The organism is Francisella sp. LA112445 (assembly GCF_012224145.1).
In the GTDB taxonomy this organism is placed as follows: domain Bacteria; phylum Pseudomonadota; class Gammaproteobacteria; order Francisellales; family Francisellaceae; genus Francisella.
Genome location: NZ_CP041030.1, coordinates 205,773 through 223,192 on the forward strand (window position 1 = coordinate 205,773; position 17,420 = coordinate 223,192).

Here is a 17,420-nt window from a genome sequence, read left to right on the forward strand (position 1 = left end):
AATGGATTTTCATTTATTAAGGCCTTGGTGGCTTTTAGCTTTGATACCTATTGTTATTTTAGTTATATTACTTTTTAAATATTCGGCAAAATCAAATAGCTGGAGTAAGTATTGTGATAGTCACCTACTTGAGCATGTAACGATAGGTCAAGACTCAAAAACAAATAAAACGCTGATACCTTTGGGATTTTTGATTTTATGGAGCATAGCAGTATTTGCACTAGCTGGACCTACATATAAACATAAAGATATTCCTGTTTATCAGAAAAATTTCTCTAGAGTTATTGCATTAGATGTTTCTAAGTCAATGGATACTGCAGATGTATCACCAAGTAGGCTTGAGCGAGCTAAATATAAAATACTCGATATTTTAAAGAGAATAAAAGAAGGTCAAGTAGGGATGTTGGTGTTTTCTAGTGAGCCTTTTGTCGTAACTCCTTTGACTTCAGATGCAAAAACAGTGGCAAACTTAGTACCAGTGTTAAACTCAGATATTGTTCCTGTACAGGGCCATAATATTACAAGAGCAATTAAAAAATCAGCAGAACTTATCGAGCAAGCAGGAGCTTCAGAGGGACAAATTATATTAGTAACTGATTCAACTCCTTCTGCTAAAGCAATAAAAGAAGCAAAAGATTTAGCTGCAAAGGATATAAAAATAGATGTATATGCTATAGGTACTCCTCAAGGTGGAATTGCTAAAGATGCTAAGGGTAACTACCTAAAAGATGATAAAGGTAATATTCAATATTTTGGAGTTAATCTTTCTAAACTTAGGTCGCTAGCAAATGCTGGGGATGGTAAGCTGGTAACTCTAACAAATAATAATACAGATATTAAGAGCTTGTTATCAGAGAAAATAGGTGTTGGAACAAAAGAATCAAAGCAAGATTCAGCAAATGTTTTCTGGCAAGATGATGGGATTTATATAATTTGGGTGTTGAGTATTTTGAGTGTTTTTATCTTTAGAAGAGGTGTTTTGGAGAGAATATGTCGTTAAAGAGATTAATATTTATTTTAATACTAATACCTAGTATCTCTTTTGCTAGTAGTTGGGATGACTTATGGCAGACAAAAGATCAGCAAGGTATGAGCTATTATGATAGTGGCAATGCTAAAAAGGCGGCTGTAGCTTTTGAAAATAGTGATTGGAAAGGGGCTTCGTATTATAAGTCGGGTGATTATAAAAATGCGTATCAGGAGTTTAAAAATGATAACTCTGCAAAGGGGCTTTATAACCAAGGTAACGCTTTAACTCATCTAGGTCAGTATAAAAAAGCTATAGAAACTTATAAAAAGGCTATTGAAAAAAGGCCTGATTTTGAAGATGCTAAAAGTAATTTAGAAATAGCTAAAAAACTAGAAGAGCAGAAAAAGAATCAGCAAAACAACAAGAACAATAAAGATAACAAGAACAACAAAGATAACAAGAACAACAAAGATAACAAGAACAACAAAGATAACAAGAACAACAAAGATAACAAGAACAACAAAGATAACAAGAACAACAAAGATAACAAGAACAACAAAGATAACAAGAACAACAAAGATAACAAGAACAACAAAGATAACAAGAACAATAAAGATAACAAGAACAATAAAGATAACAAGAACAACAAAGATAATAAGAACAATAAAGATCAGCAAAATACTAAACAAAATAATCTGCAACAGCAGCGTCAAAAAGAACTTGATAAAAAAGAGTCAGATAAGCTGCTATCAATGATTGATGATGATCCAGGTGGACTTCTTAGACATAAATTTGCACGTGACTACCAAAGAATGATAGGAGATAAACGTGAAAGCTAAACTATTTAAATTAATAAGTATTTTTATACTATCAATAATGATTATAAACATTAGCTACGCTAAAGTATCAGCAACAGTTAGTAGGAATCATATTGAAAAAGGTGAAACGTTTGAGCTAGTTTTGCATTTAGATAGTTTTAATACTCAGCCTGATCTAGATGCTTTGAAGAAAGATTTTACGGTTTATAATACAAGCACTAGTAGTAAAACAACGGTTATTAATGGTAAGAGAAATTCTCATTTTGAGATGATAATTACATTAATGCCTAATAAGACAGGCAATCTTGTAATACCTGCGATAACAGTTGGTAATCAAACTACAAAACCAATAAAAATAGAAGTTGATAAAGAGTTATCAAACGAAGAGCAGAGTAAGTACCAAGATCTTTTTGCTATAGGAACTTTAGATACTAACAAGACCTATGTAAATGTACCAGTTTTATATACTTTGAGAATATATACCTCAAGGCCAATATTAAGCCTACAACCTAAGCCATTTGATATAAAAAAATCTGATATTAAAATGACAAATCATCGTAAAACTTACCAAAAGAGTATCAATGGTAAATTATATGATGTTGTTGAAGAAAGCTTTTTAATAATTCCAAATACCACAGGGGAGGTAAAGATACCTGCGATTGTTCTGCAAGCAACTATCCCTAATGCTTTTGGACAACTTGGGTCTAGGAGAAAATTCTTCTCTACTAAAGCTAAAACTCTAAGTGTTGAGCCAGTTCCAAATGATATAAGTATTAAAGATTGGTTCCCAGCATCAGATGTAAAGATTAGTGATAACTGGTCACAAGATAAGGGAGTTAAAGAAGGTCAGCTTTTAACTAGAACTGTTAAGGTTACAGCTGAAGGTGTGTTAAGTAGTGATATTCCAGATTTGGAATTTAAATCATCAGATGCATTTAATGTTTATCCAGAAAAGCCGGAGCTTCAAGATATTGAAAAAGGAGGTCATCTAACAGGTGTTGCTACTTATAAGGTAGGCTATATGCCTATTAAAGAAGGTAAAGTCACAGTACCTAGTGTTAAGCTTAAATGGTATGATGTTGATACACATAAGTCTGAAGTAACTAGCTTAGCGCCAAAGACCTTTGATATTCAAAAAGGTAATATGCCTAGTAATCTTGTGGGCAATAATGACTCATCACCAAAGATTATTGAAAAAACAGTTCAAGATCCTTTTTGGAGAGATTTAGCTATAGCATTTATAGTATTGTGGGTATTGACGTTAATTTTATTGATAAAAGTTAAATATACAAGGAAAGCAGTTAAAGTAGTTGATTATATAGACCAAGAGCCTGTAGAAAAAGTGGCAGTAGGTTTAAAGGAAATCAAAAAAGCATGCTCTAATAAAGATAACATTGAATTACAAAAAGCTATAATTAGCTGGGCTAATACTAAATCAGATAAGCATATATTCTCACTGTTAGAAGTTGCAAGAGTATTCCCTGAATTAGAGAAAATTTTAAAAGAGTTAAATGGCGCTATATATGCCCACAAGGATTTTAACCAATATAAAGAATTGATAGAGCTGATTAATAAGGTTAAAAAAGCCAAGAAAAATAAATCAGCTAATGCTAAATTAGTAAAAAAACTATATGAGTGATAGCTATGAAGAAAGTATTTTTTAGTATCTTTATGTTTTTGACAATTATTGTTGCTGCTCAAGCAAAAACTGTTTTGGTAACAGGGTTTACACCTTTCGGCGGTGAGAGTATTAATTCAGCTTGGCAAGCGGTTAAGAATTTGCCAGATAAGATCGATGGTGTGACTATCGTGAAGAAGCAATTGCCAGTATCATTTAAAAGCTCAACTGAAAAGCTAGATAGCTTAATAAAGCAGTATAATCCAGATATTATTATAGATGTAGGAGAAGCTGGAGGCAGATCAGCGGTTTCACTTGAGAGAGTAGCTATAAATGTTGATGATGCAAGGATTCCTGATAATGATAATAATCAACCAATAGATAAGAAAATATCTAAAACTGGTAAAAATGCATACTTCACAAAATTACCTATATATAAAATACAGAGTTCAGTGAAAAAACAAGGAATCCCTGTTCATATATCTAACACAGCAGGGACATTTGTATGTAATCATGTGATGTATCATTTACTAGAGCTCTTAGATGAGAAATACCCTAAAAAAATAGGTGGATTTATCCATGTACCATATACACCAGCTCAGGTTGTTGATAAGAGTAATACATCAAGTATGAGTAGTATTGATGCAACACAGGCACTAATAAAAGCTATACAAGTAACTATTAAAACTCAAGGATAATTAAAGTTATGCAAATGACAAAAAAGGATTGGAAATATTATTTAGGTATTGTATTTTTTTGTTTGTCATTTGTACCGTATATAATAGTATTTTGTATTATGCCTTTTTTAGGACTATCTGCAGCTAGTTATTTAGCAATTTCTTCTATATTGTTAGCAAGTGCAGAGGGGATGTTTGTTTTATCTGTAATGTTACTTGGGCGAGCAATTATAGATGCGATAAAAGCCGGAATAAAAAAGATATTCAAATCCGCATTTTCAGGACAAAAGCCTATCAGTTATAAAAGATATTTGCTAGGCATTATTATGTTCTTTGCGAGCTTAATATATCCAACTTTAGTTACTGAGATGATTCTTATTTTTGATAAGATTAAACAGGTCGGTGAGCTTAATATGATTTTTATTTTGTTTAGTGGAGATGTAATATTTATAGCAAGCTTTTTTGTTTTAGGAACTGATTTCGTAACAAAATTAAAATCTGCATTTAAGTATCAACAATAGTAAAAGGGTAATCTATTTATGTTAAACTATCTTCCAAAGATGAAGGATATGCTTGACTAGAAAAATCTGCTGAAAGTTTTCTATAGAAGTTGAGTATTAGATTTAAAGATATTTTATATGCAAGTTGAGTTTCACGTTTTACAAACGTCTGAACAAAAAGAGTTATTAGACTCGATTGTTAACTATGTTTTAGATAACTATAAAAATAAGACATTTGCAATTTTAGCACCTACTGGAATTGCCAAAGAACTAGATGAAAAACTATGGCAACCTGGAGGAGAGTCTTTTATCCCTCATCATTGTGCGATAAGTGCTAGAGAATATAACCAATATAAGAATATTCCTATCCTAATAACAGATAATTTATTTATAACCTCTGGTTTTGATGTTTTGATAAATATTATGGACGTAGCAGTAGATCCTCAAAGGATTAAGATAAAGGAGCTTAAAGAGTTCGTCTATCAGCAAGAGCAGGCGTTATTAGCTTCACGTAAAAAATATATGTACTACAAAAGTTCTAATTTAGAAATTAATACTATAAAAGAGTAGAAAAACAATGGAATTAGCAATATCTATATTGGGATATATAACACAATTTACACAAGTTATTGGATGGAGAATAAATTTACTATTAGGGACTTTTCTATTTGCAAGTTTATCGGCATTTACATACTCTGATGAGTTATATGCAAATGCTATAATTAGGGCTTTAGCAGCAATTGTTTGCTTTTTAGGCTTTATAAATTGGAAAACATCGATTTATTATTTTAAGAAATGGCACTTATTACCTTATATATTAGTAGTTTTTGTTGTTGCCATGATTCAGGTCCAATTTACGAATAATCCTTTACCAATACTTGATACTATTGTTGCAACTATGGGGCTTATAGCAACATTCTTAATGGCTGTTAGAAGTATTTACTGTTGGCTTTTTTTGACTACATTAAATGCTCTAGAGACAGTAATGTTTTTTATGGTTCATAATTATTATCTGTCGCTAATGCAACTTGTATATATGCTTACATCTGTAATAGGCATTATCATCTGGAAGAAAAGAGGAGTTGATAGGTCTTTGTTGACTAACTAATAGTACTTTTTAAAGAACTTTGTTAAAATTATTAACATTAGGATGTATATTAATGACATACTACAAACATATTGATGGATTAAGAGCACTAGCCGTTTTATCGGTAATATTTGTACATTTAAACTTTACTCCCTTTAGTGGGGGATATGTCGGGGTGGATGTTTTTTTTGTGATTTCTGGATTTTTAATCACTAATATTATAGTCAAAGAGATTAATCAAACTGGAAATTTTTGCTTTATAAATTTTTATACTAGAAGGGTCAGGAGGATACTTCCAGCTCTGGCATTTGTCTTATTTATATCGTTTATACTCTCTATTTGGCTATTAAATATTGCACAGTTTAAAATTTTTGGGGGCTCTTTAGCTACAGCATCAATATCATTTTCTAACGTGTTTTTTTATAATCAAGCAGGATATTTTGATATATTCTCTCAATCTAATCCATTACTCCATACTTGGTCTTTAGGCGTTGAAGAACAGTTCTATATTTTTTGGCCTATTATGATATTGATTTTTTCTAAGGTTAATAGGAAGCTACTTATACCGACGGTAATAGTAATATTTTTACTAAGTTTAGGGTGGTCTATACATAGACAAGATGTGAATCTATCTAGTCTATATTACTTAGCCCCTTTCAGAGCTTTCGAGTTTTGTGTGGGTGCAATACTAGTTTTTGTAGACAGACAGACGGACAATGGTTCACTAAAAACATCTTTATTTAAAGAGATATGTTGTGTTATAGGTTTTGTTTTTATTATATATCCTATATTCTCATATGATAGTAGTACATTATTTCCTAGTTATAATGCTCTACTTCCATGCTTTGGTGCCGTATTGCTAATATATTCAGGTACAGCTAAGTTTACTGGTTACTTATTGAGAAATAGTGTTGTAGGTTTTATTGGTTTAATAAGTTATTCACTTTATTTAGTACACTGGCCATTAATTGTTTTTGTAAAAACATATAATCAAGATATTGGACAATCTTTTGACTTATCTACAGTAGCAAAATATATTATATTAGCTAGTTCAATATTAATAGCTACACTTATGTACTATTTCATTGAACAGCCATTTAGAAAATCAATACCAAAAAATAAATCAAAACAAATATGGTTATTATTAAGGTGGTCTGTTGTTGTATTGTTTTTTCTTATTATTGGAGGGTCAATATTTTATAGTAAAGGTTGGATTTGGAGAGCTAAATCCCCTAATGCTTTAGCTAAAGTCGACGATATATCAAAATACCATGAAGAAAACTGGGGAGGATCTGGTTTTTCAGGAGGCTTAATATTTGAAGGGAGAACACCTTACCCTAATATTGTAACGATGGGAGATAGTCATTCAGGAATGTTAGATACTGGAATAGTTGATGAAATAGCGAAACCAAATAACCTAACAGTATTTACAGTATCTGGTGGAGGTGCTGGTAAGTATGCATCTTCTTTACTTTTGCCAGGAATAACTAGAATAAACGCAAATCAAGAGTTGTTTGATAGAAGTGCAAAAACTGGATATAAAGAAGCAATATCTCAACTGTTAAAAAGTAAAAATTCTATATTAATTTACTCAGCAAGTTACTCATATCAATTAAACATTGCTGGATATCTAAAAAATCACAAAAGTCTAAATATCAATACATCAAGTATGACAAGTTATAAAGACTATAAACCATTTACAAACTCTTTAGATAAATTATTAAAACTTATGGATGGGCATAAGCTAATTATTATTGGAGATGTTCCAGGAGCTTCAAAATTTAATGTGATGAATTGCATAACTAAATTAAAATGGTTTAATTCAGATAATTGCTTACCGACTCAGAAAGAAAATTTAAGTATAGCAGCCATTAATGTAAATAAAATTTTAAAAGAGTATGCATCTAAGCATAAAAATGTGTATTTCATAAATCCTTTTAGTACTTTTTGTAAAGATGATTATTGTAAAAATTTAGATATAAATGGCACTCCCTTTTATTCAGACGGGCATCATCTATCCAAAACAGGTTCAATATATTTTATATCTCATGTTGAAAACCAAATAATTAATATAATAGATATGCCATTAGACTAACTCGTAGTCATTCTATATTTTTGTGCTTAACTTTGTTAAAATTATCAGCATTAAATTTTTTCTATAAACTTAAATATTTACGGCGTTATATAATGACTCAAGAAATGAATAAAAACTATAATCCAAAAGAAATAGAACAATCTAACTACCAGAACTGGGAAGCTTCAGGTAAGTTTGCTTGCCCGACTGAGAATAACCATACTGACTCAAAAGATACTTATGCAATAATGCTACCACCACCTAATGTAACAGGGACATTACATATGGGGCATGGTTTTCAGATGACTTTGATGGATATCCTTACGCGTTATAATCGTATGAACGGTAAAGATACACTTTGGCAACCAGGTACGGATCATGCAGGCATTGCTACGCAAATGGTTGTTGAAAGACAGCTTAATGCTCAAGGTATCTCAAGACATGATTTAGGGCGTGAGAATTTTGTAAGTAAGGTTTGGGAATGGAAAGAGCTATCAGGTGGTACTATCACATCTCAAATGCGTAGAATTGGCGCATCTCCAGATTGGGATCGTGAGAGATTTACAATGGATGATGGTTTATCTGATGCAGTTAAAAAATGTTTTATTAAACTATACGAAGATGGTTTAGCATATCGTGGTGAGAGATTAGTGAACTGGGATCCTAAATTAAAGACAGCTGTTTCAGACTTAGAGGTTGCTCAGGTAGATAAGCAAGGTTCTTTATGGCATTTTGTATATCCTGTAGCTGATAGTGATGAGAAGATTATAATAGCAACGACTCGTCCTGAGACAATGCTTGGTGATATGGCTGTTGCAGTTCATCCAGAAGATGAAAGATACACTCATTTAGTAGGTAAAATGATAAATCTACCACTTACGGATAGACAAATTCCAATTATCGCGGATGATTATGTTGAGAAAGATTTTGGTACTGGCTGTGTAAAGATCACTCCTGCTCATGACTTTAATGACTATGAAATGGGTAAAAGACATGATTTACCAATGATGAATATCTTAACTGATGATGCAGCATTAAATTCTAATGTTCCGTCAAAATATCAAGGTTTAGATAGATTTGAAGCACGTAAGCAAATAGTTGCTGATATGGATGCACTAGGTCTTTTAGATAAGATAGAGCCACATGCTCTTAAAGTGCCTACCGGTGATAGAACTGGAGAAGTTTTAGAACCATATCTGACTAAGCAATGGTTTGTCAAAACTGATGTACTTGCAAAGCCAGCAATAGAAGCTGTAGAAAATGGTACTGTTAGATTTGTACCGGATAACTGGAAAAATACATATTTTTCTTGGATGAGAGATATTCAAGATTGGTGTGTGTCACGTCAATTATGGTGGGGTCATAGAATTCCTGCGTGGTATGATGAAGCAGGTAATGCTTATGTAGGTGAAAGTGAGGCAGATGTTAGAGCTAAATATAATTTAGCTGATGATATAGTTATTAAGCAGGATGAAGATGTATTTGATACATGGTTCTCATCTGCATTATGGCCATTTAGCACATTAGGTTGGCCTGAGAAAACTCCTGAGTTAGAGAAATATTATCCGACAAGCGTACTTGTAACTGGTTTTGATATTATCTTCTTCTGGGTTGCTAGAATGATGATGTTTGGCATGTATTTTATGAATGATGTACCGTTTAGAGATATCTATATCACTGGACTTATTCGTGACAGTGAAGGTCAGAAAATGTCAAAATCTAAGGGGAATGTTTTAGATCCTGTAGATTTGATAGATGGTATTACGTTAGATGAGCTTTTGAAAAAAAGAACCACTGGTCTAATGCAGCCACAGATGAAAGCTAAGATCGAAAAAGCTACTAAAAAAGAATTCCCTGAAGGTATAAGTGCTTATGGTTCAGATGCTGTGAGATTTACTTATGCTGCATTGGCTTCTACATCTCGTGATATTAGTTTTGATACTGCTAGAGTAGAGGGATATCGTAATTTCTGTAACAAGCTTTGGAATGCTTCAAGATTTGTAATGATGAATTTGGATGATTATAAAGTTTGTGATAATTATGAGCTAGGTGTTGCAGATAAGTGGATTTGGAGTGTTTTAAATAATGCTGTAGCGGATATCCATAGACAACTTGCTAACTATCGTTTTGATATGGTGGCAAATACTATTTATGATCTTGTTTGGAATAACTATTGTGACTGGTATGTTGAATTTGCTAAGGTTGCTTTAAAAGATGAATCTTTATCTGAGAAGCAAAAAAATGGAGTTAAATACACATTAACTAAAGTTCTAGAGAATATCCTTGCTTTAGCACATCCATTAATTCCATTTATTACAGAGAGTATCTATCAGCAGTTAAAAGCTCATCTTGATAATGCTAAAGAAACAATTATGGATGTCAGCTACCCTGTAGCTACTGAAGATTTAGAAGCCCCAGAAGCTGAGAAAGCTATTACATGGTTACAAAGTGTTGTAACAACTCTACGTAATATGCGTAGTGAAGTAGGTATCAAGCCATCTTTAGAGATCTCTCTAATTGTTAAAGATGTCGCTGAAGAAGATAAACAATATCTTGCTCAAACAGAAGGCTTTATAAAAGCATTAGCTAGGATAAATAATATTGAGTTTAATGATAATCCTCCAACATCTTTATCGCAAATTGTTGAAGGACTAGAGTTGAACATTCCATTAGCAGGCTTGGTTGATATTGAGGCTGAAAAAGCAAGATTAGATAAAGAGTTAGATAAGTTAAAAGGCGAGGTTGCAAGGGTAGAGAAGAAACTTTCTAATGAAAGATTTGTCTCAAATGCTCCAGAAGCTGTAGTTGCTGCAGAGAAAGGCAAGCTTGCTAAGTATCAAGAGCTATATGCTAAAACGCTTGAGAAGAAAGAGGCTTTAGTATAACTTTTAGCTTTAAATTTTTATCAGCAAAAAATCTATCAAATTTTATATTGAAACAATTTGTTTTCTAGTTTAATCTAAAAAAGTTCATCTACATGATAATTTAAACTTTTAGGACATAGATTTAAGTATGAAAAAGGCATATATATTACTTGATTACATTTTAAAAAACTTATTTATGGCGATATTCTGGTTTGTATCAGGCCTTATAATTGGTTATATAGCAGTATATTTGACATCATCTAAAGAAGTTCTCAATATCTTAAAAGCAAATGGATTTGTCTGGACATCAATTTATGGTGCAATAAAGGTTTCAGGAGTTTTATCTATTATATTTGCGATTATCTTTGCAGTATTTGATGAGAATCGAAAGTTTTTAATAATACCAATGATAGTTACTGTCGTTGTTTTATACTTTATTCAATATTTTTTAGGATGTTTTATTTTAAGTTGTTTAGCTTAGTGCTATAGCTAACTTGATTATAATTTTGCAAAGATTCGCAAATCTAAAATATTTCTAGTTAGAATTTATTAAAATTGATTTATCAACATTATTAATATCTGTATGACCACAAAATGCCATAGTTTTATCCATTTCTTCATAGAAGATCTCTAATACTCTATGGGCTCCTCTCTCACCATAAGCACCGACACCATAAACCATCGGTCTACCGATTAGTCCAGCCGTTGCACCTAGGGCTTTTGCCTTTAAAAGATCTTGCCCAGAGCGAATGCCACTATCAATAAGAACTTCAAGCTTGTTATCTACAGATGCAACGATTTCCTCTAGAACTAAGATGCTTGATGGAGCACCATCTAGTTGGCGACCACCATGATTTGATACAACAATTGCATCAGCTCCAGTATTTTGAGCCATAATAGCATCTTCAGGGCACATAATACCTTTGATAATCATTGGACCATTCCATTGTTTTTGTACCCATTCAACATCTCGCCAGTTTAAGCTTAGATCAAACTGTTCATTTGTCCATTTGCCTAAAGATGCAAAGCCACCTTTGTTTTCTATATGATTTAGGATATTACCAAAAGTTCTATTTTTGGTTTTTAAAATATTTAAGCACCATGGGATTTTTGTGCTTAAATTAATTAGATTTTTGATAGTTGGTTCTGGTGGTACAGTTAAACCATTTTTTATATCAGCATAGCGATTCCCAAGCATTTGTAAGTCAGCTGTTAGTACTAAAGCATTACAACCAGCATGTTTTGCACTAGCTATTAGATTTGCCATAAACTTTCTATCTTTCATCATATACAGCTGAAACCAGAATGGTTTTGATGTTTTCTTTGCTACTTCTTCAATAGAACAAATAGACATCGTAGATAGGGTAAAGGGTATTCCAAACTTTTCAGCAGCTCTAGCGGCATGAATCTCACCATCAGCGTGTTGCATTCCAAGTAAACCTACAGGAGCAAATGCTAAAGGCATTTTATATTCTTGCCCTATGATCTTAGTATTTAACGAGCGATGTTGTATATCTGTAAGAACTTTTTGTTTAAAAAGATATTTATCAAAATCTTTTTGATTATATTCTAAGGTTTGTTGTTTCCATGAGCCAGACTCACAGTAGTCAACAAACATTTTAGGGACTTTACGATGATAGATTTCACGTAGCTCATCAAGTGATATGATTTTTTGTAGATTATTTTTCATAGGAACTTCTCTAATATAACTAAAGTTTTTTAACTAAATCTCGGTAAATATTTTTTCTTCAGGAAGTCTTGATTTAGGTAGTTTAGCATTATAATCATCTTCTGAGTTATAACCAACTGTAACAATAACAGAAGTTTTAAGGCCTTTTTCTTCCAAATTAAACTCTTTATCAATAATATCTGTTTCAATACCTTCCATAGGTGTAGCATGCAAGCCTAAACCAGCTAGGCCTAGTAGTAGATTGCCTAGGCTTATATAAACTTGTTTTTCAGCCCAGTTTTGTAATTCTTGAGGTCTATCTTGGTATGCTAGAGCAAACTTTTTACGTACATCTCTTTGTATGTTTTCGAATTCAGCAGTAGGGAAGCGACCATCTTTTCTTTCTTGATCTAAAAGCTCTTCTAGATAGTTATTATCAATGTTTGTTTTAAAACAAAGTACTATAGTCAAAGCGGAGTTTTTTATATTTGCTACGTTTTTAGGATGGATATTTTCAGCGGCCTTTGCAAGCTTTGATTTTGCTTGCTCAGAAGTAGCCAAGATAAAGTGCCATGGCTGAGAGTTTACACTTGATGGCGTAAATCTAAGTATATCCTTTATCTGTTGGATTTGTTCTTTAGTAAGCTTTTTTGTTGAGTCATAAGCTTTTGTTGTGTATCGAGTTTTAGCGTAGTTGACTATATTCATAATAAAGATTAATTAAATTTTAATGGATATATTTTATAGGAAATTTTGTGGTAATACTTTTGAAAATTAAATTTTATATAATTTTGGATTTTGCTGTAGCTTAAATAATCTTTATTAAAATTATTTCTGATAAAATTATTGTCTTTCCAATTTTCTAATAATAAAAATGTCTATAATTAATATTGATAAATTAAAAATAAGAATGGTAATACTTTTATCATTCTTTATATTAATGGGGATGAGCATTGATTTGTTCGCACCTTCATTACCAGGAATTAGCTCTTCATTAAATATCTCATCAGCAACTGCAAAGATGGTTATTTCAGTATATTTAGTAGGCTATGCATTGGGGAACTTTATAATTGGTATTATAACTGATGCTTTAGGCCGTAGAACATTACTAAGGTCTTCATGTTTATTGTTTGTTATAGTAAGTATTCTACCGCCATTGATCCCTAATGAATATGTATTACTGACAGTTAGATGTTGTCAAGGATTACTTATGGGATCTATGGGTGTACTTAGTAGAAGTATTTTCTCAGATATACTTCCTCCTGAGAAGCTTTTAAAGCTTGGGCCAACTCTTGGCTTACTTTGGGGCTTAGGACCAATTGTTGGACCTATTATTGGAGGTTTTTTACAAGAGTATTTTGGTTGGAAAGCAGGATTTTACTTCTTTACTATAGTTACTTTTATAATAACGGTATTGGTTTTTGTATATATACCAGAGACTATTGCAAAAAAGACACAGTTAAAAATATCACAGGTATCTAAAAATATTACAGAAGTAGTTACAGATGCAAAATTTATGACTTTATGTATAGTTATGGGTATGGCTTATTCTATGATTATTAGTTTTAACACTTTAGGTCCATTTTTAATCCAAGATGTGATGGGGTATTCACCTTCTTTCTTTGGTAAATTAGCGATCTTCTTAGGGTGTTCATTTCTGCCAGCTCCAATAATTGCACGCAAAATATTGGATCATTATTCTGTTAGTAAGATCTATTTTATGGTTACGCATTTTTTCATTTTATTGATGTTAATATTTTTTGTAGCTAGTTATTTTATACATGATAGTCTTAGCTTACTTGTTATAGCTACTATGGCTGCATATTTTGTTTGTGGAGCAATATTTCCTTTATCTATAGGAAAGGGTATTTCAATGTTTACTCATGTTTCAGGAACTGCGGCAGCGATTATGTATCTTATAAATATGACTATAACGAGTTTAGTATCTTTTATTCAAGGTGGGCTTCATGCACACACAGTCGCTAATATTATAGCTATATATCTAGTACTGATGGTAATAATACTTGGCTTATATTGGTATAAGCTTAAGGATCTGTAATACTTTCCTCTAGAAATATTTCTACTTTTTTGTAATCATAGTTTTTTGTTAGATAGAAAATAATACAGTGATAACTATGATAAAAACTTCTGCCTTACTTTGTGTCAAGGATGGCAAAATGCTTCTTGTAAGGGTTCGTGATAATACTATTTGGTATTTTCCAGGTGGTAAGATAGATGAAGGTGAAACTCATCTACAAACAATTATTCGTGAGCTTGATGAGGAACTAAACGTACAAATACAGTCATCAGAACTAAAGTATCTCGGTGAAGTCATAACAGATAATCATGATAGGACAGATATTGTGTCAGTACAGTGCTATGCTGGAGATATCATCCAACCAATACAGCCATGTGCAGAGATTTCTGAAATAAGGTGGTTTGATCTAGATGATACAGAGTTTATGGCTCCAGCTGTGATAGAAAGTATAAATAGATGGTATAAACCATAGTAGTAGTCTATATAGAATTTTGATTAGCGTTTATGTTTGCAGCTAGAGATTTTTTTATTATAGTCTTTAGAAGATCTTTATGCTTATGATTAGGGTTATTTCTAACTGTATAGAGAGCATATTGCTGCAATATAACTAGAGGTAGAGTAATATCATCTCTCATTTTTATAGATCTTTCTTTTACAGGATTTGAATGTAAGAAATTTTCATTTTTCTCAGTTACTACTAGTAGGTATTCTTTTGCTAGAGCGTGCTCATTACGTATTAGTTGCCAAAAATTACTATATTTAATATCGCTACCTATATGTTTAGTCATATTGAAATCAGTCTGGGCAATACTTTGCAAAGCATTATCAAATATTCCTTTGATTATAAGTGAACGGTTATATATTTTTTGGATTAGAGCTAGATTTTTTTGGTTTTTTTCAACCATTGTGTTTATTGCTGTTCCAAGACCATAAAATGCTAAGATACTTTGTCTCATTTGTGTCCATGCAGCACCATAAGGGATAGCACGTAAATCGTCTAGTTTGATTTTATCTCCGGAGTTTCTTTTTGATGGTCGCGAGCCTACATTCATTTCGCTGATGTATTTTAAAGGGGTTACCTCTGTGAGGTAGTCTATAAACTGAGGATGGTTTTTAAGCCCTAGATAAGTTTCAAAAGAGAGCTTGCCTAGTTCATTTATAAGGGTAAGCTCTGTAGCATTGAGTTTATGAGCATTATGTAAGTTTAATTTACCATATAAGCCAGATGTAAGAATCTGTTCTAGATTATATTGAGCACTATCAGTGTTACCAAATTTAGACGAGATGCTTTGTCCTTGAATGGTTACTTGGACATCATGATTTGAAACCACATTTGATAGGCCTCTATAGAATAAAAACATATCACCACCTCCACGTGAAGGAGGGCCACCACGACCATCAAAGAAGATAGGTTTAATACCTTTAGAGCCAAGATATTTACTCAAAGCTCGTTTAGCCTCAAGGATTGACCAGTTAGCCATAAAGTAACCACCATCTTTTGTACCATCAGAGAATCCAAGCATAATTGTTTGGGTGTTTTGCCACGTTTGTAAGTTATCGGTGTAGAGTTTGATATTTAGTAAGTCATCCATAATTTGAGTTGAGTTCTTCAGATCTTCCATAGTCTCAAATAGGGGAACAACTTCTATTTTTATTTTGGCCTGATCTTTTGAGTTTTTATTAAAAAGTTCAAATATTGTTAAAACTTCTAAGATACTTACGGTAGAGTCAGCATTGCTAATGATATATCTTTCTATTGACTCATAACCATTTTGTTGCTGAATATACTGAATGGTATTAATGGTTTCTATTAGTTCCTTAGCCAGCTCACTGCTAATTTCTAGTTCTACGAGGCTTTTTTGTTTAGCAAGTTTAACTAGAAGTTTGATTTTCTCTGAATTTTCTAAGGTCTGATAATCTAGATTATAGTTTTCTCTAAAAATCTCAGTGAAGAATTGCTTATGTATTTTAGCATTTTGACGAATATCTAGTTTTGCAAAATGAAAACCAAAGATTTTTACCGTTAAGATTAGGTTATCAAGCTTGTCAACAAATAGAGAATCATACTGTGTATCAACAATACTTTTTACTTTAATAAGCTCATTTAGAAATACTTGTGCAGAAGAGTATTTATTTGCTTTTAGTTTTTTACGAATTTTTGTAAGCTCATCATGTACATTTTCAAAAGTTAGTTTTTTAATGAGCTTTTTTAGGTCTTTGTTATAGCAATCAAAAATACTTACTCGCAAGTGTTTTGATACTCTCTTAGTCACTTGTGCTGTAACAAATGGGTTACCATCTCTATCTCCACCAGGCCAAAAGCCAATTTCAATATTAGTATTATCATTAGTTAGTTTGTGCTGAATTTTAGGAATAGTATTATAGAAGATGTTATTTAGATACCAAATGATCGATTTAGCTTCGTCTTCAGGTGTAGGTTTAGTTTTATTGCTAAATCTAGTTTTACCCATTTGTAAGAAAATATCCTGAATTTTATTTATATCATTATCTAAAATGGCTTTTTTAAGATCGTGAATGATAGGTAGTACTAGTTTGGCATAAAACTGAGTAGGATGTGCTGTAAGAACAAGTCTAGTTTTATACTCTTTTAGGACTCTAGTTAGAGTATTTTGTTTATTATTTCTTTTAACTCTTCTTGCTAGTCTAGTTATACTATATTCACCATTTAAATCATGTGTTTTAACATACGCAGCTTCTTCTAGAGCATCAACTAAGACTATTTGTCGCTCTATATACCGGATAAACTTTATAAAGGTTTCGAGCTTTTCTTCCTCTGACATTTCAGGGTACAGATTTTCGATAATTGCTATAGGATCTTTACCGTTTTTTAGCTCGCTTTTACAAATATTAGAAAATGTTGCTAACTTAAAGTTTGCATTATGTTCTTTATCAAGGGGGGTGCTTAAGAAAAGACCATTGAGCATTTTGTATTTAAGCTCAACTTTTGATTTATAGTTTTCTAAGAGTTCGTTTTCAATAGAATAAAAGGACATAAGCACCTCCTATAATTTAAATAGGCCTATAAAGGCTAATAGTCTATTTTAAACTATTTATGCTAGCCAGTGTATTTATTTTAGATTACGA

General features: G+C 32.0%; 15 protein-coding genes. 12 read left to right on the forward strand and 3 right to left on the reverse strand.

Annotated elements, in window-relative coordinates:
• The first annotated feature begins 1 nt into the window (after nucleotide 1).
• The 10 genes from FIP56_RS01000 (at nucleotide 2) to FIP56_RS01045 (ending at nucleotide 11,089) form a co-directional block, all read left to right on the forward strand.
• Complete coding sequence (locus tag FIP56_RS01000; RefSeq protein ID WP_192577147.1) at nucleotides 2-1,000, forward strand: VWA domain-containing protein; 999 nt, start codon at nucleotides 2-4, stop codon at nucleotides 998-1,000.
• Nucleotides 991-1,809, forward strand: a complete 819-nt coding sequence (locus FIP56_RS01005; RefSeq protein ID WP_192577148.1) for a tetratricopeptide repeat protein — start codon at nucleotides 991-993, stop codon at nucleotides 1,807-1,809. Before FIP56_RS01000 ends, FIP56_RS01005 begins: the two co-directional genes overlap by 10 nt.
• Nucleotides 1,799-3,427: a BatD family protein gene (locus FIP56_RS01010; protein WP_192577149.1), complete on the forward strand. Its 1,629-nt coding sequence runs from the start codon at nucleotides 1,799-1,801 to the stop codon at nucleotides 3,425-3,427. The genes FIP56_RS01005 and FIP56_RS01010 overlap by 11 nt, the downstream gene beginning before the upstream one ends.
• 5 nt (nucleotides 3,428-3,432) lie before the next feature.
• Nucleotides 3,433-4,104 carry a pyroglutamyl-peptidase I gene (gene pcp, locus FIP56_RS01015; RefSeq protein WP_192577150.1) on the forward strand — a complete coding sequence of 224 codons (672 nt, stop codon included), beginning with the start codon at nucleotides 3,433-3,435 and terminating at the stop codon, nucleotides 4,102-4,104.
• Nucleotides 4,105-4,118: 14 nt separating this feature from the next.
• Complete coding sequence (locus FIP56_RS01020) at nucleotides 4,119-4,604, forward strand: transporter suffix domain-containing protein (protein WP_192578817.1); 486 nt, start codon at nucleotides 4,119-4,121, stop codon at nucleotides 4,602-4,604.
• A 117-nt stretch (nucleotides 4,605-4,721) separates the two neighbouring features.
• Complete coding sequence (locus FIP56_RS01025) at nucleotides 4,722-5,153, forward strand: DNA polymerase III subunit chi (protein ID WP_192577151.1); 432 nt, start codon at nucleotides 4,722-4,724, stop codon at nucleotides 5,151-5,153.
• Between the two features lie 7 nt (nucleotides 5,154-5,160).
• Nucleotides 5,161-5,691 carry a nicotinamide mononucleotide transporter family protein gene (locus tag FIP56_RS01030; protein WP_192577152.1) on the forward strand — a complete coding sequence of 177 codons (531 nt, stop codon included), beginning with the start codon at nucleotides 5,161-5,163 and terminating at the stop codon, nucleotides 5,689-5,691.
• Nucleotides 5,692-5,743: 52 nt separating this feature from the next.
• Nucleotides 5,744-7,765: an acyltransferase family protein gene (locus tag FIP56_RS01035; protein WP_192577153.1), complete on the forward strand. Its 2,022-nt coding sequence runs from the start codon at nucleotides 5,744-5,746 to the stop codon at nucleotides 7,763-7,765.
• Between the two features lie 92 nt (nucleotides 7,766-7,857).
• Nucleotides 7,858-10,629 carry a valine--tRNA ligase gene (locus FIP56_RS01040; protein WP_192577154.1) on the forward strand — a complete coding sequence of 924 codons (2,772 nt, stop codon included), beginning with the start codon at nucleotides 7,858-7,860 and terminating at the stop codon, nucleotides 10,627-10,629.
• A gap of 127 nt (nucleotides 10,630-10,756) precedes the next feature.
• Entirely contained in the window at nucleotides 10,757-11,089 is a 333-nt protein-coding gene (locus FIP56_RS01045) for a hypothetical protein (RefSeq protein ID WP_192577155.1), read from the forward strand.
• Between the two features lie 54 nt (nucleotides 11,090-11,143).
• Here the strand turns inward: FIP56_RS01045 and FIP56_RS01050 are convergent, their stop codons facing one another.
• Nucleotides 11,144-12,298 (reverse strand): alpha-hydroxy acid oxidase, encoded by a 1,155-nt coding sequence (locus FIP56_RS01050; protein WP_192577156.1) that lies wholly within the window; start codon nucleotides 12,296-12,298, stop codon nucleotides 11,144-11,146.
• 33 nt (nucleotides 12,299-12,331) lie between these two features.
• Nucleotides 12,332-12,985 carry an oxygen-insensitive NAD(P)H nitroreductase gene (gene nfsB, locus FIP56_RS01055; RefSeq protein ID WP_192577157.1) on the reverse strand — a complete coding sequence of 218 codons (654 nt, stop codon included), beginning with the start codon at nucleotides 12,983-12,985 and terminating at the stop codon, nucleotides 12,332-12,334.
• Nucleotides 12,986-13,151: 166 nt separating this feature from the next.
• Here nfsB and FIP56_RS01060 point away from each other — a divergent pair, with 166 nt between their 5' ends.
• Both FIP56_RS01060 and FIP56_RS01065 read left to right on the forward strand, forming a co-directional pair.
• Nucleotides 13,152-14,336, forward strand: coding sequence for an MFS transporter (locus tag FIP56_RS01060; RefSeq protein ID WP_245323079.1), 1,185 nt, complete (start codon nucleotides 13,152-13,154; stop codon nucleotides 14,334-14,336).
• A gap of 76 nt (nucleotides 14,337-14,412) precedes the next feature.
• Nucleotides 14,413-14,787 (forward strand): NUDIX domain-containing protein, encoded by a 375-nt coding sequence (locus FIP56_RS01065; protein WP_192577158.1) that lies wholly within the window; start codon nucleotides 14,413-14,415, stop codon nucleotides 14,785-14,787.
• A 7-nt stretch (nucleotides 14,788-14,794) separates the two neighbouring features.
• Here FIP56_RS01065 and FIP56_RS01070 read toward each other — a convergent pair whose 3' ends face one another.
• Nucleotides 14,795-17,329, reverse strand: coding sequence for a phosphoenolpyruvate carboxylase (locus tag FIP56_RS01070; RefSeq protein ID WP_192577159.1), 2,535 nt, complete (start codon nucleotides 17,327-17,329; stop codon nucleotides 14,795-14,797).
• Between the last annotated feature and the right edge of the window lie 91 nt (nucleotides 17,330-17,420).

What these genes read in the sequence shown, in the direction of transcription:
- FIP56_RS01070 (WP_192577159.1), bottom strand. Translation starts at nt 17,329, where the DNA reads ATGTCCTTTTATTCTATTGAAAACGAACTCTTAGAAAACTATAAATCA.
- FIP56_RS01000 (WP_192577147.1), top strand. Translation starts at nt 2, where the DNA reads ATGGATTTTCATTTATTAAGGCCTTGGTGGCTTTTAGCTTTGATACCT.
- FIP56_RS01045 (WP_192577155.1), top strand. Translation starts at nt 10,757, where the DNA reads ATGAAAAAGGCATATATATTACTTGATTACATTTTAAAAAACTTATTT.
- FIP56_RS01040 (WP_192577154.1), top strand. Translation starts at nt 7,858, where the DNA reads ATGACTCAAGAAATGAATAAAAACTATAATCCAAAAGAAATAGAACAA.
- pcp (WP_192577150.1), top strand. Translation starts at nt 3,433, where the DNA reads ATGAAGAAAGTATTTTTTAGTATCTTTATGTTTTTGACAATTATTGTT.
- FIP56_RS01035 (WP_192577153.1), top strand. Translation starts at nt 5,744, where the DNA reads ATGACATACTACAAACATATTGATGGATTAAGAGCACTAGCCGTTTTA.
- FIP56_RS01030 (WP_192577152.1), top strand. Translation starts at nt 5,161, where the DNA reads ATGGAATTAGCAATATCTATATTGGGATATATAACACAATTTACACAA.
- FIP56_RS01025 (WP_192577151.1), top strand. Translation starts at nt 4,722, where the DNA reads ATGCAAGTTGAGTTTCACGTTTTACAAACGTCTGAACAAAAAGAGTTA.
- FIP56_RS01050 (WP_192577156.1), bottom strand. Translation starts at nt 12,298, where the DNA reads ATGAAAAATAATCTACAAAAAATCATATCACTTGATGAGCTACGTGAA.
- nfsB (WP_192577157.1), bottom strand. Translation starts at nt 12,985, where the DNA reads ATGAATATAGTCAACTACGCTAAAACTCGATACACAACAAAAGCTTAT.
- FIP56_RS01060 (WP_245323079.1), top strand. Translation starts at nt 13,152, where the DNA reads ATGTCTATAATTAATATTGATAAATTAAAAATAAGAATGGTAATACTT.
- FIP56_RS01020 (WP_192578817.1), top strand. Translation starts at nt 4,119, where the DNA reads ATGACAAAAAAGGATTGGAAATATTATTTAGGTATTGTATTTTTTTGT.
- FIP56_RS01065 (WP_192577158.1), top strand. Translation starts at nt 14,413, where the DNA reads ATGATAAAAACTTCTGCCTTACTTTGTGTCAAGGATGGCAAAATGCTT.
- FIP56_RS01005 (WP_192577148.1), top strand. Translation starts at nt 991, where the DNA reads ATGTCGTTAAAGAGATTAATATTTATTTTAATACTAATACCTAGTATC.